Origin of the sequence: Solidesulfovibrio sp. (genome assembly GCF_029978005.1) — a bacterium.
Classification (GTDB): Bacteria; Desulfobacterota; Desulfovibrionia; order Desulfovibrionales; family Desulfovibrionaceae; genus Solidesulfovibrio.
Genome location: NZ_JARKOZ010000044.1, coordinates 124,674 through 143,786, shown reverse-complemented (window position 1 = coordinate 143,786; position 19,113 = coordinate 124,674). Strand labels below are relative to the sequence as shown.

Here is a 19,113-nt window from a genome sequence, read left to right as displayed (position 1 = left end):
CTCAAAGCAACAACTCGTCGGCCAGATCATGGAGTACATCAAGAACTATAACGAGCTCTGGGCAAAGCCCTTCAAGTGGACCTACACCGGCAAACCGCTGGTCGCTTAAATATGTATTAATTTTGAGGACGCGACACTAGGCCCATATTTTCCCCCGCCTGTAGGGTGAGCTCCCAGCCCTTGTGTCTCTCGTCGCCCTGCTGGAGTCCGGGACCATGGATTAGGTCGAGGCCTTTTTCGGCGAAGCTGTCTGTGCCCATCTGGTCACGCAAAAGCTCGTCAACCGCACCCGCGACGAGTGGGAAACCCGCAGCCGCGGGTGAGGCCATGGCGGCGATGGCGCTTCCCCAACCTCGTTCCCCAACCCGGGCTCTACGGATTGCTGGGTGAAGCGTCTTCTATGGAAGAAGCGTGCGCTTCCGACTTTTCCTGTTCGACCGCCTGCGCCCACACATCCAGTTGATTGAGAATCGGCACCAAGCGCAAGGCGCGGGTGGTGAGCGAATATTCTACCCGCGGTGGCACCTGCGGGTGCGCCTCCCGCACGATCAGACCGTCGGTTTCCAGCTCTCTCAACTGCTGGGTGAGCATTTTTTGCGACGCGCCGGACAGGAGTCTACGCAACTCTCCAAACCGCATCATTCCATTTGCGCCAAGTGCCCATAGAATAAGTGGTTTCCATTTGCCGCCTATCATTATAATCGCTAATTCCATGGAGCAATAATACTGCTTTCCGTTGTGATCTTTGGCCACACACGGTTGACTGTTTTGTGACATACTCGGATTCACCTCGGCTCAGATGGGTTACCGGATAGAAACCACCATACCTCATTGTACCTACTTGCAAATTAAGACCAGCCTACTACAAGTGGCCTACTTGGTAAACGCGTCCTTGGGCCTCATGCCCCGGCGGGATCATGCCGGGCGCGAAAATGCGATAGGTAAGAAGGAGTTCACCATGGATCTGCTCACTGTTGATGCCGCCGCCTGCACTCGCGACGGCATGTGCGCCAAAGTCTGCCCTCTGGGCTGCATCGAAATGGGCGCGGATGGCCTGCCCAGGGAGACCCCGGACGCGCTCTGCATGTCTTGCGGCCACTGCGTGTCCGTGTGTCCTCACGGGGCGTTGACCAATTCCCTGTTGGATGCCAGAGCGGGCCTGCCTGTGTCGACCAAAATGGCCAACGCGCAGGCCGTGCGGGACCTCATGCTGTCCAGACGTTCTATACGGGCATACAAAGACAAACTTGTTGCGCCCGAGACCCTGGCCTGGCTCCTGGACACATCCCGGTTCGCCCCCACGACGTCGAACACGCAAAAGGTGTCCTGGATCGCCTGCCTCGATCCGGCCAAGACCCGGTCTGTGGCCGAACTGATCAGCGAATGGATGCGCCGGAGCGTACATCTCAGCGTATACATGAAAAAGATGGTGGAAATGTGGGACCAGGGACAAGACTCGATCCTGCACGGAGCGCCCGCATTCGTCGCGGCGTATAGCCCGGCGGATTATGTCTGGGGGGCTGTGGACTGCGGCATTGCCCTGACCTATATGGAACTAGCTGCGGCCTCGACCGGGCTAGGGGCCTGCTGGGTAGGTATTCTAGTGTCGCGTCCTCAAAATTAATACATATTTAAGCGACCAGCGGTTTGCCGGTGTAGGTCCACTTGAAGGGCTTTGCCCAGAGCTCGTTATAGTTCTTGATGTACTCCATGATCTGGCCGACGAGTTGTTGCTTTGAGCGCCAGATACCGTCCCGGAGCACGTCGCGGGCGAAGATATTGAACCAGATCTCCACTTGGTTTAGCCAGGAGGAGTAGGTCGGCGTGTAGTGCATGGTCATCCGCCGCTTCCCTGCCACCCAGTCCTTGATCTTCTGGTGTTTGTGAACAGCCAGATTATCCACGATCACGTGCAGGTGTTTTCCGGGGTACTTGCGGTAGAGCAGTTTCAAAAACTTCAGAAATTCCTCATGATTCGTGCTCTCGACGCAGCGTCCCTCGACGGTCCCGGCGTGAACCGCCAAGGCGGCCAGGAGACAGGTCGTGCCGTGGCGCTTGTAGGTGGCGGTCAGCCGCTTAGGCTCACCTGATCGCATGGGCAGCAGCGGCTGAGTCCGATCAAGAGCCTGGATTTGCGACTTCTCGTCCACCGAGAGAACGAGGGCGTTTTCCGGCGGGTTCAGGTACAGGCCGATGATGGCCGCCTGCTTTTGCTCGAATTCGGGGTCGGGGCTCTTGCCGCACCAATACTTGGTTTTGTGGGGCTTGATGGCCCCCTCGGCCAGGATTTTCTGAACTGCGGACTTGCTGTGGCCGGTGACCTCTGCCAGCTTACGCACGCTCCAGTGGCTGCTGCCGTCGACGGGTGTAGTGCAGGCCAGAGCCACGACGCCCACCCGTTCTTCCGGGGTGATCGACTGTGGCCGACCGCGCCCCGCCTGATCTTTCAAGCCTTCGAGGCCGTACGCCAGGAAGCGCTTGCGCCATTTCAGGCAGCTTTGCCAGTTCAAGGCAGTCTCTTTCTCAATCTGCTTGAGGCCCAACCCTTCGGCCGCCAGAAGGATCACCTTGGCCCGCAGGGCCATACGCTGTTCGGTCTTGCCGGACCCAGCCCGCATCCGCAGCGTTGCCGCCTGCTCCTCCGTCAACTCAACCTTTACCCGAGCGCCCATCCTGACCTCCTAAACTGGAGGCCAGTATATAGATTTATTTCAAGGACGCAACACTAGCAGGGCCTTGGCCCGCTCCACGCGCAGGTGGTTCTGGTAGGCGTGGGGCGGCAGGCCGTAGCGGCGCTTGAAAAGGCGCAGCAGGTAGGCCGGGCTGCGCCCGGCCAGAGCGGCCAGGGCGGCCAGCGACGTGTTCTCGCGGGGATGCTGCCGCAGGTAGTCCCGGACCAGGGCCGCCGCCCCGGCGTCGCTCCGGGGCTCGGGCGCGGCCCGGCCGCCGAGCAGCGGCCCCAGGGCCCGGCACAGGAGCGTCTCCTTGGACAGCCGGCCGCCCGGCGCGCCCAGGGCGCGGTAAAGCGTCACCAGCCGGCGGGAGAGCAGGGAGTCGCGCACCACCGGAGCGCGAAAGACCGGGTCGCCCTCCTCCCCGGCGGTGGACGCCAATGCCTGACGGTCCAGGAAGAACATGACATAGCTCAACCGGCCGTCGGGCTCGGGATTGCAGGAATGGGGCACGCCCGGCTCGATCAGGGCCGCCTCGCCCGCCCCGACGCGGCGGGCCGCCGCGCCCTGGCGCATGCGCGTGGCCCCGGAGAGCACGAGCCCCACGCACCAGGCGTCGTGGATGTGGCTGGCGAAGGCCTGGCGACGGTAGGCGGCGAGCCTGGCCTCGAGGCCGGGAAGCTCCGGGTCGACGCGCCGGCGCAGGAGCTCGGGGGCGAAGCGGGGGGAACGGCCGGACATGGGCTGAGCTTGTTCCAGGAAGGCCCGCCGGGTCAAGCCGGCGGCTCGGTCGCCTTGTCCGGCAGGGCGAAGGGCACGCAAAAGCAGAAGACGCTGCCCTGGCCCGGGATGCTTTGCACGTCCAGAAAACCGCCCATGGCCTCGGCCGCCTTGCGGGCGATGGCCAGGCCCAGGCCCGCGCCGCCGTAGCGTCGCGTCATGCTGCCATCGGCCTGCCGGAAGGGCTCGAAGATGGCGTCGAGCGCCTCGGAGGGAAGGCCGATGCCGGTATCGCGCACGGAAAAGGCCAGGTAGACCGTGTCGTCCACCGTCGGCGCGGCCCCGGCCTCGCGGCAGCTCCAGCCCTGGACCGCCTCCACCGCCACCTCGCCCGAGGGCGTGAACTTCACGGCGTTGCCCACCAGGGCCGCCAGCACCCGGCGCAGCCCGGCCCCGTCGCCGACCACCGCCTCGGGCACGTCGATGCGGATGCGGCAGACAAGGTCGAGCCCCTTCTGCCGGGCCGCCGTCTGAAAGGAATTGAGCGTCCCCCGGACCACGTCCCGGACGGAGAAGATGTCGCGCCGGGCGGACTCCCCGCCGGCGTCGAGGCGCGAGAAATCGAGGATGCCTTCCAGCAGGTCGGCCAGGCTCACGGCGCATTGGCGCAGGACGGAAAGGTTCTCCCGTTGCTCCTGGGACAGCTGCGTGCCTTCCAGCACCTGCAGCATGCCCATGATGCCGTTGAGCGGCGTGCGAACCTCGTGGGACATGTTGTCCACGAATTCCCGCTTGAGCCGCTCGGCGGCCAGGGCGGCCTCTTCGGCCAGGCGGCGTTCGGTCACGTCCTCCATGAGCCAGATGGAGCCGGCCTGGGGCCGCTCGGGAAAAAGCACCTGGCCGATGATGCGGCACCAGAAGTCCGTGCCGTCGAAGCGGCGCATGAGCCGCACCGTGTCCACCCGCTCCCCCCGGGCGAGCATGGGGTAGAACGCCTCGCCGAAGGCCTCGAAGGAGGCCCGGTCGGGATAGAACACGGCCGTGGACTGCCCGACGATGCCGCCCGGCGGGCTGGCGAAGAGTTCATGGAAGCGCGGGTTGGCCCGGCGCACCACGCGCTCGGTGACGAAGGAGACGCCGATGGGGCTGTTCTCCACGATGAGGTTGACGGTGCGCAGGGACTCTTCCAGGGCCTTTTCGGCCTTGTGGCGCTGGACGATCTGGCGGCGCAGCTCCTGGTTGATGCGGCGCAGGTCCTCGGACTGGTCGGCCACGTCCTTTTCCAGCTCGCGCCGGACCAGGCGGGCCTCGTCCTCGTGGCGCTTGCGGGTGGTGACGTTGCGGGCGGCGCAGATGATGCCCGTGATGCTCCCCGAGGCGTCGCGAAGCGGGGTCTTGAGCACCTGCAGCCAGACGGCCCGGCCGGAGACCACGACCTCGTAGTCGAAGGAGGCGAACCGGCCCGCGGACAGGACGGACTGGTCGGCCCGGCGGTGCCGCCTGGCGTTGGCGGCCGGGAAGATGTCGAAATCCGTATGCCCGAGGACTTCCTCGCGGGTGAGCCCGAACAGGTCGCAGAAGGCCTTGTTGGCGTAGCGGTAGACGCAGGCGGCGTCCTTGAAGAAGAAGAGGTCCGGGGACGCGTCCATGAGGGAGGCGAGAAAAGCGGGGCTGTCTTTGGGCGTCAGGTCGTCCGGCATCGTCGATTTCTACGTCAAATCCCGGCGCTTGGCCAGAAGGGAAGCCGCCTCGCGGCCGCCGTCCCCATTGCCGGCTCCGGGGAAATGTGGTTAGTTCCTGGCCGACCGATTCACGGCCCCAGAGACCGTCAGGGAGAATCCATGCGCAAGGTCGCCGCCTCGTTTGTCGTCGCCGGGTGTCTGCTGACCCCGGCTTTTTCCGTTCAAGCCGCCGAACCGGCCCCGGCCGCGCCGGCCGCGCCCGAAGCCGCCGCCCAGCCGGCCGCGCCCGCCAAGCCGGCCAAGGCCTCGCCCGCCACGGCCCGTTCGGACGCGGCCGAGGCGCGCTACCGGGCCTGGTCCGAGAGCGAGCACGCCAAGGACGCGGCGGTTTTCGCCAAGGAAAAGTCCAAGATCGAAGACAAGTACAAGGGCTATGTGCGGCCCAAGCGGGAAAAGAAGGACGCCAAGGCCGAGTCCGTCCCGGCCAAGGGCAACTAGCCCGCCCGACGCAAGGCCCCTCCCGCGCCAAGGCGCGCCCGCGCGTGACACGCGGCCCGTGGCGCGGGCCGCGCGCCTGAAGAATCGTTTTCGAGCACTCCCCGTCAGGCCCCGCACAGAAGCCCGGCCATCACCCCGGCCACTTCGCCGAGCTCGGCGCACACGGCGATGCCCGCCCGCGACAGGCAGGCCAGCTTGCCGGCCACGCCGCCAGGGCGCTCGAGCAGCGCCCCGGCATGGCCGAGCGCCCGGCCCGGCGGCGCGGACAGCCCGGCCACGAAGGCGGCCACGGGCTTGGGATAGGCCGTTTCCAGCACGTAGGCGGCCGCGTCCTCCTCGGCCCGGCCGCCTACCTCGCCGATGAGCATGACCGCCCGCACCCGGTCGTCGTCGCGCACCATATGGCACAGCGCCGTGAAATCCGCCCCGCCGAAGGGATCGCCGCCGATGCCCGCGGCCGCGGCCTGGCCGATGCCCGCGGCGGACAGGCGCGAGCAGACCTCGTAGGTCAGGGTGCCGCTGCGGGAAAAAACCGCCACCGGCCCGGGCAGGAAGGGGTCGGGCGGCATGATGCCGGCCTGCATGGCTCCGGGTACGAGAAGCCCGGGCGTGTTGGGGCCAAGGAGCAGCACGTCCTTGCCGGCAAGGGCCGCGCGCACGGCCAGCATGTCCTTTTGCGGCACGCCGTCGGTGATGCACGCGATGCGCGAAACGCCGGCCTCGGCCGCCTCCAGGATGGCGTCGGCCGCGCCGGCGGCCGGCACGAAGATCACCGACACGTCCACGGCGTGACGGGCCACGGCCGCGGCCACGCTGTCGTAGACCGGTATGCCCTCCACGTCCCGACCGCCGCGAAAGGGCGTGACCCCGGCCACGACGTTCGCCCCGTAGGCCCGCATGCGCAGGGCGTGGCGGCTGCCGGCCCGGCCGGTGATGCCCTGGACGAGCACGCCGCTTTTCCCGTCGAGATCGAACAGCGACGGCAAAGGCCGCAATCCTGACGCGCAGGCGCCCGCGTCGCCGGCCGCGCCCGGCAGCGAGCGGCAGGCCTCGGGCGGCGGCGCGGAGAAATCCCGCCCCGGCCCCGGCGCGACCACTTCCGAAAGCATGGCCACGGCCTGGTCCATGTCCTCGGCCACGGCAAGGGCCGGCAGCCCCAGCCGGCGCAGCAGCTCCGCCCCCTGCCCCGCGCCGTTGCCGGCGAAGCGCACCACCACCGGCCTCGGCGGCGGCGCGTCGCCCAGGGCTTCGGCGAAGGCCCGGGCCACGTCGGCGCAGGACAGGATGCCGCCGAACATATTGACCAGGCAGGCCGCCACGCGCTCGTCGGCGAAAAGCAGGTCGAATGCCGCCCGCAGCCGCACGGCGTCGGCCGTGCCGCCGAAATCCAGGAAGTTGGCGGCGTCGAGCCCGGCCCCCGCCAGGGCGTCCATGGTGGCCATGGCCAGGCCCGCGCCGTTGGCGAGCAGGCCCACCCGGCCGGGCAGGCTGACGAAGGCAAGCCCGTAGGCCGCCGCCCGGCGCTCGGCCCCGGTCAGCAGCCGGTCGTCGGCGTAGCGGCGCAGCTCTGGCCGCAGGGCCACCACGCTGTCGTCCGCCGTCACCTTGGCGTCCAGGGCCACGAACCGCCCGTCCGGCGTCACGGCCAGGGGGTTGATCTCGGCCAGGAGCAACCCGTCCGCCTCCACGGCCGCGAAGAGCTTTTCCAGCAGCGCAAGAAACGGCGTCCACAGCCCCTGCGGCAGGCCCAGGTGAAAAAAGGCCCGCCGCGCCAGGCGGGGCGTCAGGCCAAAGGGCGGCGGCACGTCCAGCGCCAGCAGGCGCGCGTCGCCGGCCAGGGCCTCGACGTCGCCGCCGCCCTCCCCGGCCACGGTCAGGCACAGCCCGCCGCGCCGGCGCGAGACGCCAAGGGACAGGTACAGGGCCCGGTCGTGGGGCACGGCCGGCTCCAGGCGCAGGAAAGGCGGGGTCGCGCCCCCAAGGGGCAGGGAGAAAAGCCGGGACGCGGCTTCGGCGATCCCGGCGGCCTCCTCCACCCGGACCACCCCGCCGGCCTTGCCGCGGCCGCCGGACAGGGTCTGAACCTTGAGGTAATAGGGTCCGGGAAAGGGCGGCGGGGCCATGTCCGCGTCGCCCGGGTTCACGACGACGCCGGGCGGGACTTCGATGCCGGCCCGGGCGAGGAGCGCCTTGCCGGCGTGTTCGGTCAGATGCATGGAGGGTTCTCCCTGGCCCATGGCGGGCGACGGGCACGCGCCCGGCTGCTCCCTTCCCTATGGCACATTCCCGGGAAAAATCCAGCCAGGAGGCGAACGTCAGTCGTCGGCCATGATGTTGCAGAGCTCCATGCGCTCGTCGTCGCCACCGCCTGCGGTCGGGTCGGGAACGGCCACGGGCTCGCCCAGGCGTTTTTTGGCCTCGGAGTAGCCCAGGTTGAAGGCCTTGATGTTCACGGCCCGGATCTTGTCCGGCAGCGCCGCCTTGAGGCTCTTGCGCACGGCCTCGGGCCGGGCGAAGGGGAGCAGCCAGGCGACCGCGCCGAGGGCCACCACGTTGGTGGCCTGGGGCACGCCGAGCCCGTCCGTGGCCAGGGCGGTGAAGGGCAGGCCCAGAAAGACGTTGGACGGGGTCTGGCGCACGAGGCCGGTGTCCACGACCAGGGTCCCCCGGGGCTTGAGGTAATGGGCGTAGCTGCCCACCGCCTCCTGGGACAGGGCGACCAGCAGGTCGAGATATTCGGTTTTGGGGTAGCTGATGGGCTCGGAGCTGACCACGAGGTCGGCCCGGCTGGCCCCGCCCCGGGCCTCGGGGCCGTAGCTCTGGGTCTGGGTGACGTAGTAGTCGTGGTGAAGCGCCAGGGCCTGGCCCAGGAGCCGGCCCATGGTCAGGATGCCCTGGCCGCCCAGGCCCGAAAGCCGGATCTCGTAGCGCGACAGGACCATGTCGTGGCCGTTCATGCCGCCCCTCCCCTTTTCTCCAGAAGCCTCTGGCGCATGGCCGCGTAGCGGGTCTCGAGCCCGGGCGCGTCGCGCTTGACGAAGACGCCGATGGGAATGCGGCCGGCCTTGTCCTCGAGCTTCTCGTAGGCCTCCAGCGGCACGGCCTTGTCCTTGAGCCACTTGAACATGTCCACGGCGCTCTTGAAGCCGTTGCCCCGGCCGTACTGGGTGAAGCACGGGGTCAGCGCCTCGACCAGGTTGAAGCCGGGCTGGGAGAGCGCGGCGGCGATGAGCCCGTCCAGGGCCTTGACGTGGAAGACCGTGCCCCGGGCCACGCCCGAGGCCCCGGCCGCCCTGGTCAGCTCCACGATGTCGAAGGCGGCCTCCAACTGGCCCATGGGGCTGGTGTGGGAATAGGCCCCTTCGGGCGTGGTGGAGGAGCACTGGCCGCCGGTCATGCCGTAGATGAAATTGTTGAGCACCAAGGCCGTGACGCCGATGTTGCGCCGGGCGGCGTGGATCAGGTGGTTGCCGCCGATGGAGAAGGCGTCGCCGTCGCCCATGACCGCGATGACGGTGAGCCCGGGGTTGGCCATCTTGATGCCCGTAGCGATGGTCAACGCCCGGCCGTGGGTGGCGTGGACGGTGTTGAAGTCCACGTAGGCGGCGATGCGCCCCGAGCAGCCGATGCCGGCCACCACGACCACCTCGTCCTTGGAAAGTCCCAGGGCGTGGACGCTTCGCACGAGCGAGCCGAGCACGATGCCGTGGCCGCAGCCCGGGCAGAAGACCAGGGGAAACTTCTTGTTGTGGCGCAGGTACTGGTGGATGAGCTGGGTCACTTCGGCCATGTCGCGCGGTCTCCTTGCCTGTCCGGGGAAAAGAGGCCCCTCCCCGGCGTGAGGCCGTCCTAGGCGATTTCCTTAAGTATCTGGGCCGGGGCGATGATCTGGCCGTCGACGCGGTTGATGGTGCGCACGGCGGCGTAGCCCTCGTTGACGCGTTTGACCTCCCGGGAGATCTGCCCGACGTTGAGCTCGGGCACCACGGCCAGCCGGCAGGAACGCAAGAGCTTCTCCACGTGGCTTCGCGGGAAGGGGAACAGCGTCTTGAGCACGAGCAGTCCCGCCCGCACCCCGGCCTCGCGGGCCTGGCGCACGGCCAGCCTGGCCGAGCGGGCCACGCAGCCGTAGGCGATGACCAGCGCCTCGGCGTCCTCGGTCATGACGTGCTCCACGAGCTGGACGTCGTGGAAGAAGCGGTCGATCTTGCGGAACTGCCGCTCGACCAGGGCGGCGACCTCCTCGGGGCGGGAGGTGGGAAAGCCGAGCAGGTCGTGGCTGAGCCCGGTGACGTGGAAACGGTAGCCCGTGCCGAGTGGCGGCATGGGCGGCACGCCACGGAGCGTCTCCTCGTAGGGCTTGTACCACTCCGGCGGCATGGTCGGCACCGGGCGCGAGAAGACCTCGAAATCGCCGGGTTCGGGCAGGCTCACCTTCTCCCTCGTATGGGCCGTGATCTCGTCGAGGAGCAGGACGACCGGGGTGCGGTACTTTTCGGCGAAATTGAACGCCGTGACGGTCATCTCCAGGCACTCGGGCACGTCGGCCGCCGAGAGCACGAGGATCGGGTGGTCGCCGTGGCTTCCCCAGCGGGCCTGCTGCACGTCGCCCTGGCCCGGGCTGGTGGGAAGCCCGGTGCTCGCCCCGCCGCGCATGACGTCGACGAGCACCAGCGGCGTCTCGGTCATGGCGGCGTAGCCGATCTGCTCCTGCATGAGGGAAAAGCCCGGGCCGGAGGTGGCGGTCATGGCCTTGCGCCCGGCCAGGGACGCGCCGATGACCGCGCCCATGGAGGCGATCTCGTCCTCCATCTGGAGGAAGACGCCGTCCGGGAGCTGGGGCAGCCGCCGGGCCATGGTCTCCATGATTTCCGTGGAGGGCGTGATGGGGTAGCCGGCGTAGAAGGTGCAGCCGGCGGCCAGCGCCCCCTCGACCACGGCCTCGTTGCCGAGCAGGAAAGCCTCGCGGCGTTTCTTGCGGACCTGGCTCACGGGCAGTCCTCCTTGCCGTGGGTGGCGTCCGTGGCCGGGGACTTGCCGTTGGGCCGGCCGTTGACGCCGTTGCCGTTTCGGGGCGCGACCACGATGGCGAAGTCCGGGCAGTGGGGCTCGCAGAAGCCGCAGTTGACGCAGGCGTCCTCGTCGACGACCACGGCCTTGCCATCCGGGCCGGGCGCGAGTACGTGTTTCGGGCAAAACGCGACGCAGATGCCGCAGCCTTTGCACCAGTCGGGGTAGACGACGACACGGTTTTGTCCCTTGCTCGACGCGCTCATGCCACCATCCCGGTATGAAAAAGGTTTGATTGCACGGACTGTGACGTGTTCGTCGAAAATTGGCAATGCGCGGGAACGGTTCATTTTGGCTCTCGACGAAAACGCGAATTTCCCTTAGGGCGAAACAACTTTTTCCCGGAGGTTGACGTTATGGTGGCAATAGGCCGGATTTCCTGGCTGCGGGCGCTGGTCGCGCTTTGCTGCGTTCTGGCCGCAACCCTGGGCGGCGTGTCCGCCGTCCGGGCCGAGGGAGGAAAACCCATGGTCAAGCTGACGACCAGCAAAGGCGACATCGTTATCGAACTGGACAAGGAGAAGGCCCCGATCACGGTCGAGAACTTCCTCAAGTACGTCAAGGCCGGGCACTACGACGGCACGGTGTTCCACCGGGTGATCAACGGCTTCATGGTCCAGGGAGGCGGCATGGACAAGTCCATGAAGGAGCGCGCCACCGAGGCCCCGATCCAAAACGAGGCCGACAACGGGCTCAAGAACAAGGCCTACACCATCGCCATGGCGCGCACGGCCGACCCGCATTCGGCCACGGCCCAGTTCTTCATCAACGTGGCGGACAACGGTTTCCTGGACCACACCGGCAAGAACCCGCAGGGCTGGGGCTACGCGGTGTTCGGCAAGGTGGTCTCCGGCCAGGACGTGGTGGACGCCATCAAGGCCGTGCCGACCATGACCAAGGGCTTCCACGAGAACGTGCCCATGGTCCCGGTGATCATCGAGAAGGCCGAAGTGGTCAGCGAGTAGCGCCCGCCCCGCGTCGACGCCAAAAGCCGTCCCGGTCGCCCGGGGCGGCTTTTCTTTTGCGGCCCGGTAGGCCGTCGGCCTGGGGATCGGAAGGAAAAATCCAAAAAAAGCGGCCCGGCCCGAGAAAACTGTTGACGGTCCCGGGCGAGGCGCGTAGTTTTCCTTTTCTCGCGTGCGCCCGTAGCTCAGCTGGATAGAGTGCCGGACTACGAATCCGTAGGTCGCAGGTTCGAATCCTGCCGGGCGCACCAAAAATTTCAAGGGGTTAGGTCGACAAGACCTAACCCCTTTTGCGTTTACCGGCGTGACGCCTGCTGCGGCGCTTTTGCTGACGACCGATGGGGGCTCGAAGTTTGGGACCAAGCCCGTTGTCACTCGAGGCAACGGCTTGTCCTGAGCCCTTTGACAACGGCCTGCCCCATTTTCCGGGGTAGCATCGCGCGCCTGTATAGTTTCAGACGCCTTTCGCCTTGAGTTTTTGTTTTTCTTCTTCAAATTGTTTCAGAATCTGGGGAAACTCATCCGGACTCAACGCTTTTGTCGCACTCTTGAAGACCTCGCTCTCCTCCTCCTGGACGTGGTGTTCCACGAGTTCCTTGAACACACTCATCTTGGCGCCCCATTGATCCTTGTCCTTTGGCTGTTGCTCCAACTCCTTCAGGACCAAGTCAGCCACATGATGTTCCTCCATTCCTTCCAGAGCTGGATCTCGTGACGCCTTTTTTTGCAGCAAAGGCTTATAGAATGTCTTTTCTTCAGCCTTTTGATGCGGAATGAAGGCGATTCTGAAAGTTTTGAACAATTCTTCACGCTTTTCCAAGTCACTTTCCTTGGTCATGGAGAGTTGCTCAAGAATTGACTTCGCCTCTTGGTGATCATCCTTGATGGCTTTAAACAGTGCGTTGTTCATTGCATTTTCCTCGTTCTTCGAAGGTCCCTCACAGGCAAGGCATGATGGGACGTTACAGGGTTAATCTTCCTCAAACTTGGGGCGGGTCCGTCTCCCGGGCATAGGCACGGTGGGTTGACAAAGCCGTCTTGAATGCTTGCAGGATCTTTTCGATGGCCTCACCGCGCAGGCCTACGATCGAGGGATCGCTTTCACCAGTCGGCAGTGTTGTGGGGACTTTGGCCTTTTCCAGGAACCGCTTGCCGTCTTCCCCCACGACCAGAATGGGCTTGCAGTGACGATATTGCTCCCGCACGAAATCCAGGGCATTGGCGTCACGCAGCCAGGCATCCACCGCGTCGGCCCCGTTCGGCACGACCAGAGCGTCGTAAAGGGCCGAGGGTCCCGCTTCCAGAGAGATTTCGACATCCAGGGCGTGGCCGTCGCTTGTGGCGACTTTGCCCAGGGTGCTCCCCACCAGCCACCCGCACGCGGTCGAGAGGACCCGCGGCGGGATTGTTCCCAATGGAGGATCGCCCCTGGCCGACCTTGACGGAAGAATTCGTTTCCGAGGTTGTGGAGGCTGTGGCCAGAGCCTCTCCCGGCTCGACGGCAGCGCCAGGCTGCGGCGTCCGGGACGCATGGCCGTATTCACCGCGCTTGGTCGGATTGTAAGGCATTCGGGCCGATAGTTCCTGGCCGGCCACAACCTTCTTTAGCAATGTATCCGGTCCGTCGCTGCCCAGGCTGGACGGCGCCTTGGCGTCGCCCGGCCCAGACACGGTGCTGAGGACAGATCCGGCACCTTTGATGGATGGATTGGATTTTTTCATGAGATTTTTCCTTCGTCTGCTCGCGTTGACGTCTAGGGCAAATGAACTTCACGAGAAGTTCAAATCGGCCGGACGGTTGACAGAAAATGAGACCCTGTCGTCCGTCGGGCCGGCCCAACATGTCCTCGTGTTCGTAACTACTTCTTGGGGCTGCGCCCTTTGGGCTCCCCCATCATGTTCTTGAAGATAGCCGTGACATAAGCATAGTAATCCTTGGATGTTCCTTCCTCCTTGGCCTTCTTCTTGGCCTCGTTCCATCTGTGTTCGGCTTCTTCGACCGAAATGCCGTGTTCGTCGGCCAATTTCTTCACGTATTCGGTTGGCATTGCGCTGCTCCCCTCCGGCCGGGCCGGGAAAATGTACGTGTTGCTTAAGGCAAGCGCCTTCTCGTCTGCGCCATTTCGCGTGGGCTGCTTGAGGATGTCGCTCGTCCTTGCCGATAACCCTATGATTTAAAATCTTTGGGAATATTTACCAACGAACCGGGCTGTCACCGGTGAGAACACCCCTGCCGAGCAAATCGCTGGCCTGCGTGTCATTTGTGCAGGACTCTTTTGAAGAAGTATCCATGTGAACCTTTGAAATCGTTGAACTGTTCTTAATCGATGAGAGCTTGCGCACATCCAACAGCCTGGTCATGTTCCATCCGGCCCTAGATAGGTGAACTTAGACATCGTGTTATTCGACTGTAACTCTATAATTATATTCATTATATAGCCTATAACTGGTGTAGGGAAATTACTTTGCAGCCTTTCTAGAATATCCTATTTTTTGCCATGGTCAACCTCTTCCACTCAATATTCGTTTCTAATCGCTCTAATTTTTATAAATTATATTAATTCTATAGCCGCTATTTTACGTTAAGTTTTGTTATTATGCAGTCTTGCACTAGGCGGGCAGGTCCTTGAAACAGGCTGGAGCAGCACACTGCACAAAGGCCTCAGGAGGCTGAGGTGGTCGTGTTAAAGTGGACCGCTTGTTAAGCTTTTGTCCTCGACGACGGAGGACGATTTTCAATGCCCCAGCGAGGGAAGTTTTCTGCGGATTTCAAGGCCAAGGCGGCGCTTGAGGCGCTGACCGGCGAATTGACGCCGGCTGAGCTGGCCAGGGGGCACGAGCATCCGACAAGGATCGCGGGGTGTAAACGCCCGGCCAAGGAAGGCATGGTGGCGGCCTTTCCCGGAAGACGGCAACCATGCAGGAGGATGCCGCCGCCGAAATCCGAGAAATCCATGCCAAGATCGGCTAACTCACGGTGGGGAAATATTTTTTGAGCGAGCCCTGGCAAAATGGCGCGTCGGGGGCGAAGGTGCGGGATGGTCGGGCGCGGCAGGCGCGCGACAACCGGTTCGTTGTACAACGAACAGCGGCCGCCTTGGGCTTTTGACGGTCGCCGCCCGGGGAACAACATATGCCGGGATGGTCACTCGGCTTCCAAGGCGGCAGGAGCATCAACCGGACGATAGCTCAACCTCGCCGCCAACCTGTCCAACCCATCCGGACCACCTCACACCGGCGGACCAGGGGGCGCTGCTCTCGAACCAACGGCCTCGTGGAGCGCCTCAACGAGACGGTGTTTGATGAGCTTTTCCGGGAGGCGGTTCGGCCGACCATGTACGAAACAGCCGAGACGCTCCGCAAAGAGCTGGATAAATGCCTTGTCGAGTACAACACGCAACGGGTACATCAAGGCTGCTGGGACATGGGCGGCGGACCTATCGATACCAGAGGCCGGCATCTTAATCCGTCAAACACGAACTCTGGCAAGACAACCAGCTTTTACTGCATCGCCAAACCGTCCCACATCCGGGCCACATCACCAAGAAGGAGGAAATAACCATGGGCCTCGATCAAGTGCGTTGTTTCTTCCTTGCCAAGAGCGCATTCTCGCCGAGAAATTATCGTATTTTGCTCATATGCCTGGTGGCACTCGGCCTGGCCCTTCAAGTGCGGCATCTGCTCTCGAATCGTTCCCTCTGGCTGGATGAAGCATTCCTGTCCTTGGCTGTTTTACAACGTTCACTTTCCAATATTCTTTCCTTGCCGCTTCCCTATGAGCAGACGCCGCCGCCGCTATTTCTTGTTTTGGTGAAGATCCTGACGAACTTTCTTGGCACTTCCGAGATCGTATTGCGAAGTATACCATTTATGAGCAGCGCCTTGACACTTTGCCTGTTCCCGATGCTTTCACGCAAGCATTCGCAATCCTCCCTGCTGGTGGGAACCTTCCTGTTGGCGTTTTCCTACGGGAGTATTTACTACGCCGCCGAATTCAAGCCTTATTCGACGGAAGCCTTGCTTTCGGTTCTTTTTATCCTGGCCGGAATAAGCTTTTCACAGGGTGGTCCGATAAAACACCCGTTCGGCTGGGGTTTGGTCTTTGTCATCGCGCCATGGCTGGGTTTGACCACGGTATTCATGCTGGCCGGAGTTGGCGGAGGGCTGCTTTTTGCGCAGATGACTTCAGGCGCAAAGCAGCCAAGGAAAGGTTGGGCTCTCCTGACCGTGGGGTTTGTGTCCCTGCTCGCCATGTTCGTGTGCTATGCGCTTCCAGCCAGCCAGACACAACTGCGAATGGACTACTGGAAGACCTTCGAGGCCCCCCTGCCGAATTCCCTGCAGGCGGTTGTCTGGTATGGGGAACGCGCCGCTCTGATCCTATGCCATTTCTTCGGACTGCATTCTCCGTGGCAAGGGGCAGCGCTCTTCGGGCTGGCGGCAATCGGAGGCTTTGCCCTTCTCAAGCGGGACCCGGCCTACGGCCTCGTTCTTGTCCTTCCGATTGCCGCGGCCGTCCTCCTCTCTTTGGCAGGAAAGTTTCCCCTCCATGAGCGCCTGCTGGTTTTCACGCTGCCCATCTGCTGCCTGTTGCTCGCCGAAGGTTCCACCGTCCTAGGGACACGGCTTGCCCTGCGTTGGCCGGTGGCGTACTGGCTGCCGGTCGCGGCCTTGCTTGGCGTTCTGGCTCGTCCCGTTGCGGCCATGGTGCTCGATCCCGGCATCCTTGAACATCAGGAATTCAAAAAAATCAGCGAAGAGATACTGCAACGCAGCCTGCCGGGCGATGCGGTCTTCGTCTTCCAGGCCGCCGTGCCGATTTGGCAGTACTATAGCCAACGGGATCCGCGTATTGCGAAGTTCCATCCCCTTACCGTCATCCGAGGAAACCAGGCATCGCTCCAGGAGGCGGAGCGAACCGTCCAGGCGGCTGGCCATGGCTGGGTGATTTTCGTCCATCTCCAACGTCCCGAGGAGCGTCAACTGGAAAAGGACTTCGAGGACAGCGGCGCCCTACGAATGCGCATGGCTGTCAAGGGGGCCTGGGCTTTTGCTTTTGACGTCAAATCCGAATAACTCAAGTCTCGTCGTCGAGATCCAGCATGCGGTCGACTGAAAAGCACGCCTCGCTTCGGTTATAATCACAATAGGCCACAACTGCATTGCGCCTGCGTTTTGCTATATACAGCGCCTGATCCGCACGCCGCACCACTCCAGTCCTGTCGAGTGCATCGACTGGAAAGGTTGCAATACCGATACTCACAGTGACGTGTCCCAACTCTCCAAATTCATATGATATATTTTGCCGTTCAATGGCGGTCCGCAATCGTTCCGCCACCGTCAACGCATCTTTCCTGGACATATGGGACAAGAGGACAGCGAATTCATCTCCGCCGTACCGCGCGATCATGTCGTATGAGCGTGCGACATGGCGAAGGACGTCAGCCACCGTTTCAAGGACCTTATCCCCTGCCAAATGCCCATGGGTGTCATTTACCTTCTTGAAATGATCGATGTCGATGAACAAGAGAGAAAATGGCTTGCCAAAACGTTTGAATTTTTCAATTTCGAGGTTAATTCCCCGAAAGAAGTAACGCTTGTTCAGCAACCCCGTCAGGTTGTCCTTTTCAGCGAACGCCTCTTTCCGTCTGAGTTGCTGCGCATTGATGAGCACCGGATTCCTTATCATTCTCTTCACATTAATGAAGTAATCGTAACACGCAACGTGAATGCCGACCTCCTTCCCGATTGCACGAGACATGCTGTGCATATGGTCAATAATATCCATGAAATGCTGCTGCGCAACACTCGGAGGAAACTTCAAGCGCACCAATTCATAAATAATACTTGAGTATGCCTCATGACCGTATTGCTTCTCGACAGCATGGAGCACCTCGGTTTTAACGGTTTGCTGTTTCAGAGCAGTACCTTCAACCGCGTGTATTATTTTTGATGTGTTTTTTTCCATAGCAGTACGAATGTAAAAAATGGCATCCTCACTCCAGCACCTATAGCACCCAGGTCCTATTAGCAAGATACATGCCTAAAATACTCGCCTGTTTTAAGCATGTTAGGCACCGACTTCATGCTCAAGTGTAAAATTTTCTATCCTTTAAAAGGAATTTGTTCACACCTTCGGCCTGGCACGAGACCTGATACTGCCGCTTGCCCATGAGAATCCGGCCTGAAATGCGCCCGAAAGAGGACTCGCCGGCGGATGCCCTGAGCGCCCTTCTGCGCTCGATGATCAACAACATGCCCGAGACCGCCACGGGAGCCGAGAGAAGCGGCCATCTCGCCGACGGGCGCGAGCACCGCCGGACAGCGAACCCGTCATAGGTTTCGGCTTAAGCCCAGGCTGTCGCCGTGGTCCTGGCCACCTTCTCGCTGACCCCTTCGGCGGCGAAGCGGAGTTCCACGGTTCGCCCTCGGGCATGCGAGAGCCCGCGGAGAAAGGCGCTTGGGACCATGTAGCGGTCGTAATGGTCCAGGCTGCGCCGCCGCATTCGGGCGTACGTCGTCGCGTCCATGGCCAAGGCCGTTTCGATGGCCGCGGCGAGTTCCGCTTCCGAAACGTACTCGAGACAAACGGCCCCAGATTCGAGCGGCGGGGAAAACAGCTGCCCATAACCGAGGATCGGCACCACGCCCAAGGCCATGGCCTCGACGCAATTGTGGCACATGGGCATGACCACCCCTGGCAGGGCCAAAAAAAACCGGCTCCTCGCCAGCACGGGGAACCACTCTTCCCGCCCGAGTCGCTCGGTGGTGGCGTCGAACACGACAATGGAGGACCCGAGGTCCTCTTCGGCGAGGGCGCGCAGCAGCGCCTCGCGCCTGGAAAACAACCGCACGCGTCGGCCGAACCGGCGCAAGACGCTCTCCACGGCGGCGGGACGGGAGACGTAATGCCGTAACAACTTGGATTCGGATGCATACTCCGGCTTGATGTTTCCGGCAAAAAAAACGCCCACGCATTTGGGAAGCCGCCGCAATTCCGGAATCATGGCCACTTGACCCGTACGATATACATTGGGATGCATGGGATAGGGCAAAACCAGTGCCCCATCCCGCGTTCCAGGAGGAATATCGACGTCATAGTTGAGAAAAATGCTCATCTCGAACATCGATGCAGTCCGCCCGTCCACGGCGGAGTCGGAGCACAACAGGGCCTTTGGCCGGTCAGTTTTAACCAAATATTTAGTATATTTCATATTTTTTGACATGCCCACATAGGCTGCATAGGCATCCCTCTTGTAGTAATCTTCAATTTTTATCGGCGCTGCAATATACACATAATACCCTGCCTGCACGAAGAATTCGGCCAGAAGATACATGTAGCGATCATGAAGCTGGCTGATGCGCAGGAACGCCTCCGGCTTCTTCGTGGCATTGCGTTTCATGACGTTTCTCATGGTCGTCCCGACAAAGGCGCACCGGGAAGCGATCCCGTCATAAAAAGGAATATGTTGCAGAGACATGAAGCACCTCTCTTGCACTGGCCAG

Annotated in this window: 19 protein-coding genes and 1 tRNA gene; 6 read left to right on the top strand and 14 right to left on the bottom strand. The window is 62.9% G+C overall.

Going from position 1 to position 19,113, the window contains the following annotated elements; all coding sequences use genetic code 11:
- Nucleotides 1-372: 372 nt before the first annotated feature.
- Nucleotides 373-714: a helix-turn-helix domain-containing protein gene (locus Q1K70_RS04785; protein WP_300156411.1), complete on the bottom strand. Its 342-nt coding sequence runs from the start codon at nucleotides 712-714 to the stop codon at nucleotides 373-375.
- A 244-nt stretch (nucleotides 715-958) separates the two neighbouring features.
- On the opposite strand from Q1K70_RS04785, the gene Q1K70_RS04780 reads away from it, so the two are divergent.
- Nucleotides 959-1,624 carry a nitroreductase family protein gene (locus Q1K70_RS04780; protein ID WP_300156409.1) on the top strand — a complete coding sequence of 222 codons (666 nt, stop codon included), beginning with the start codon at nucleotides 959-961 and terminating at the stop codon, nucleotides 1,622-1,624.
- A 7-nt stretch (nucleotides 1,625-1,631) separates the two neighbouring features.
- On the opposite strand, the gene Q1K70_RS04775 is transcribed toward Q1K70_RS04780, so the two are convergent.
- The 3 genes from Q1K70_RS04775 to Q1K70_RS04765 are packed head-to-tail and all read right to left on the bottom strand — an operon-like array spanning nucleotide 1,632 to nucleotide 5,092.
- Nucleotides 1,632-2,672: an IS630 family transposase gene (locus tag Q1K70_RS04775; RefSeq protein WP_300156407.1), complete on the bottom strand. Its 1,041-nt coding sequence runs from the start codon at nucleotides 2,670-2,672 to the stop codon at nucleotides 1,632-1,634.
- A gap of 39 nt (nucleotides 2,673-2,711) precedes the next feature.
- Nucleotides 2,712-3,413: an AraC family ligand binding domain-containing protein gene (locus Q1K70_RS04770; RefSeq protein ID WP_300156405.1), complete on the bottom strand. Its 702-nt coding sequence runs from the start codon at nucleotides 3,411-3,413 to the stop codon at nucleotides 2,712-2,714.
- A 32-nt stretch (nucleotides 3,414-3,445) separates the two neighbouring features.
- The gene (locus Q1K70_RS04765) at nucleotides 3,446-5,092 is read right to left on the bottom strand and encodes a PAS domain-containing protein (RefSeq protein ID WP_300156403.1); all 1,647 of its coding nucleotides are present in this window, start codon (nucleotides 5,090-5,092) and stop codon (nucleotides 3,446-3,448) included.
- A gap of 141 nt (nucleotides 5,093-5,233) precedes the next feature.
- Between Q1K70_RS04765 and Q1K70_RS04760 the strand changes: the two genes are divergently transcribed.
- Nucleotides 5,234-5,572, top strand: coding sequence for a hypothetical protein (locus Q1K70_RS04760; RefSeq protein WP_300156401.1), 339 nt, complete (start codon nucleotides 5,234-5,236; stop codon nucleotides 5,570-5,572).
- Nucleotides 5,573-5,676: 104 nt separating this feature from the next.
- Here Q1K70_RS04760 and Q1K70_RS04755 read toward each other — a convergent pair whose 3' ends face one another.
- The 5 genes from Q1K70_RS04755 to Q1K70_RS04735 all read right to left on the bottom strand — a co-directional run bounded on the left by Q1K70_RS04755 (nucleotide 5,677) and on the right by Q1K70_RS04735 (nucleotide 10,848).
- Entirely contained in the window at nucleotides 5,677-7,788 is a 2,112-nt protein-coding gene (locus Q1K70_RS04755) for an ATP-grasp domain-containing protein (protein WP_300156399.1), read from the bottom strand.
- A gap of 99 nt (nucleotides 7,789-7,887) precedes the next feature.
- Nucleotides 7,888-8,529, bottom strand: coding sequence for a 2-oxoacid:acceptor oxidoreductase family protein (locus Q1K70_RS04750; RefSeq protein ID WP_300156397.1), 642 nt, complete (start codon nucleotides 8,527-8,529; stop codon nucleotides 7,888-7,890).
- Nucleotides 8,526-9,362 carry a 2-oxoacid:ferredoxin oxidoreductase subunit beta gene (locus tag Q1K70_RS04745; protein WP_300156395.1) on the bottom strand — a complete coding sequence of 279 codons (837 nt, stop codon included), beginning with the start codon at nucleotides 9,360-9,362 and terminating at the stop codon, nucleotides 8,526-8,528. The genes Q1K70_RS04750 and Q1K70_RS04745 overlap by 4 nt, the downstream gene beginning before the upstream one ends.
- A gap of 59 nt (nucleotides 9,363-9,421) precedes the next feature.
- Complete coding sequence (locus Q1K70_RS04740; protein WP_300156393.1) at nucleotides 9,422-10,564, bottom strand: 2-oxoacid:acceptor oxidoreductase subunit alpha; 1,143 nt, start codon at nucleotides 10,562-10,564, stop codon at nucleotides 9,422-9,424.
- Entirely contained in the window at nucleotides 10,561-10,848 is a 288-nt protein-coding gene (locus Q1K70_RS04735; protein WP_300156391.1) for a 4Fe-4S binding protein, read from the bottom strand. The genes Q1K70_RS04740 and Q1K70_RS04735 overlap by 4 nt, the downstream gene beginning before the upstream one ends.
- 150 nt (nucleotides 10,849-10,998) lie before the next feature.
- On the opposite strand from Q1K70_RS04735, the gene Q1K70_RS04730 reads away from it, so the two are divergent.
- Nucleotides 10,999-11,607 (top strand): peptidylprolyl isomerase, encoded by a 609-nt coding sequence (locus Q1K70_RS04730; RefSeq protein ID WP_300156389.1) that lies wholly within the window; start codon nucleotides 10,999-11,001, stop codon nucleotides 11,605-11,607.
- Nucleotides 11,608-11,781: 174 nt separating this feature from the next.
- Nucleotides 11,782-11,858 (top strand) — tRNA-Arg (locus Q1K70_RS04725).
- 203 nt (nucleotides 11,859-12,061) lie between these two features.
- Here the strand turns inward: Q1K70_RS04725 and Q1K70_RS04720 are convergent.
- The 3 genes from Q1K70_RS04720 to Q1K70_RS04710 form a co-directional block, all read right to left on the bottom strand.
- The gene (locus tag Q1K70_RS04720) at nucleotides 12,062-12,517 is read right to left on the bottom strand and encodes a hemerythrin domain-containing protein (protein ID WP_300156387.1); all 456 of its coding nucleotides are present in this window, start codon (nucleotides 12,515-12,517) and stop codon (nucleotides 12,062-12,064) included.
- 70 nt (nucleotides 12,518-12,587) lie between these two features.
- Nucleotides 12,588-12,974 carry a hypothetical protein gene (locus Q1K70_RS04715; protein ID WP_300156385.1) on the bottom strand — a complete coding sequence of 129 codons (387 nt, stop codon included), beginning with the start codon at nucleotides 12,972-12,974 and terminating at the stop codon, nucleotides 12,588-12,590.
- 492 nt (nucleotides 12,975-13,466) lie between these two features.
- Complete coding sequence (locus Q1K70_RS04710; RefSeq protein WP_300156383.1) at nucleotides 13,467-13,655, bottom strand: hypothetical protein; 189 nt, start codon at nucleotides 13,653-13,655, stop codon at nucleotides 13,467-13,469.
- 1,085 nt (nucleotides 13,656-14,740) lie between these two features.
- On the opposite strand from Q1K70_RS04710, the gene Q1K70_RS22130 reads away from it, so the two are divergent.
- Both Q1K70_RS22130 and Q1K70_RS04705 read left to right on the top strand, forming a co-directional pair.
- Nucleotides 14,741-15,166: an integrase core domain-containing protein gene (locus tag Q1K70_RS22130; RefSeq protein ID WP_366521654.1), complete on the top strand. Its 426-nt coding sequence runs from the start codon at nucleotides 14,741-14,743 to the stop codon at nucleotides 15,164-15,166.
- 2 nt (nucleotides 15,167-15,168) lie between these two features.
- Entirely contained in the window at nucleotides 15,169-16,683 is a 1,515-nt protein-coding gene (locus Q1K70_RS04705; protein WP_300156381.1) for a hypothetical protein, read from the top strand.
- A 1-nt stretch (nucleotide 16,684) separates the two neighbouring features.
- Here the strand turns inward: Q1K70_RS04705 and Q1K70_RS04700 are convergent, their stop codons facing one another.
- Nucleotides 16,685-17,575, bottom strand: a complete 891-nt coding sequence (locus Q1K70_RS04700) for a GGDEF domain-containing protein (protein WP_300156379.1) — start codon at nucleotides 17,573-17,575, stop codon at nucleotides 16,685-16,687.
- Nucleotides 17,576-17,954: 379 nt separating this feature from the next.
- The gene (locus tag Q1K70_RS04695) at nucleotides 17,955-19,088 is read right to left on the bottom strand and encodes a hypothetical protein (protein WP_300156377.1); all 1,134 of its coding nucleotides are present in this window, start codon (nucleotides 19,086-19,088) and stop codon (nucleotides 17,955-17,957) included.
- Nucleotides 19,089-19,113 lie beyond the last annotated feature (25 nt).

Excerpts from the sequence above, each read along its gene's own strand:
- Q1K70_RS22130 (WP_366521654.1), top strand. The coding sequence starts at position 14,741 with ATGCCGGGATGGTCACTCGGCTTCCAAGGCGGCAGGAGCATCAACCGG.
- Q1K70_RS04785 (WP_300156411.1), bottom strand. The coding sequence starts at position 714 with ATGGAATTAGCGATTATAATGATAGGCGGCAAATGGAAACCACTTATT.
- Q1K70_RS04695 (WP_300156377.1), bottom strand. The coding sequence starts at position 19,088 with ATGTCTCTGCAACATATTCCTTTTTATGACGGGATCGCTTCCCGGTGC.
- Q1K70_RS04735 (WP_300156391.1), bottom strand. The coding sequence starts at position 10,848 with ATGAGCGCGTCGAGCAAGGGACAAAACCGTGTCGTCGTCTACCCCGAC.
- Q1K70_RS04745 (WP_300156395.1), bottom strand. The coding sequence starts at position 9,362 with ATGGCCGAAGTGACCCAGCTCATCCACCAGTACCTGCGCCACAACAAG.
- Q1K70_RS04700 (WP_300156379.1), bottom strand. The coding sequence starts at position 17,575 with ATGGAAAAAAACACATCAAAAATAATACACGCGGTTGAAGGTACTGCT.
- Q1K70_RS04710 (WP_300156383.1), bottom strand. The coding sequence starts at position 13,655 with ATGCCAACCGAATACGTGAAGAAATTGGCCGACGAACACGGCATTTCG.
- Q1K70_RS04750 (WP_300156397.1), bottom strand. The coding sequence starts at position 8,529 with ATGAACGGCCACGACATGGTCCTGTCGCGCTACGAGATCCGGCTTTCG.
- Q1K70_RS04755 (WP_300156399.1), bottom strand. The coding sequence starts at position 7,788 with ATGCATCTGACCGAACACGCCGGCAAGGCGCTCCTCGCCCGGGCCGGC.
- Q1K70_RS04760 (WP_300156401.1), top strand. The coding sequence starts at position 5,234 with ATGCGCAAGGTCGCCGCCTCGTTTGTCGTCGCCGGGTGTCTGCTGACC.
- Q1K70_RS04705 (WP_300156381.1), top strand. The coding sequence starts at position 15,169 with ATGGGCCTCGATCAAGTGCGTTGTTTCTTCCTTGCCAAGAGCGCATTC.
- Q1K70_RS04765 (WP_300156403.1), bottom strand. The coding sequence starts at position 5,092 with ATGCCGGACGACCTGACGCCCAAAGACAGCCCCGCTTTTCTCGCCTCC.
- Q1K70_RS04775 (WP_300156407.1), bottom strand. The coding sequence starts at position 2,672 with ATGGGCGCTCGGGTAAAGGTTGAGTTGACGGAGGAGCAGGCGGCAACG.
- Q1K70_RS04730 (WP_300156389.1), top strand. The coding sequence starts at position 10,999 with ATGGTGGCAATAGGCCGGATTTCCTGGCTGCGGGCGCTGGTCGCGCTT.
- Q1K70_RS04770 (WP_300156405.1), bottom strand. The coding sequence starts at position 3,413 with ATGTCCGGCCGTTCCCCCCGCTTCGCCCCCGAGCTCCTGCGCCGGCGC.
- Q1K70_RS04720 (WP_300156387.1), bottom strand. The coding sequence starts at position 12,517 with ATGAACAACGCACTGTTTAAAGCCATCAAGGATGATCACCAAGAGGCG.
- Q1K70_RS04780 (WP_300156409.1), top strand. The coding sequence starts at position 959 with ATGGATCTGCTCACTGTTGATGCCGCCGCCTGCACTCGCGACGGCATG.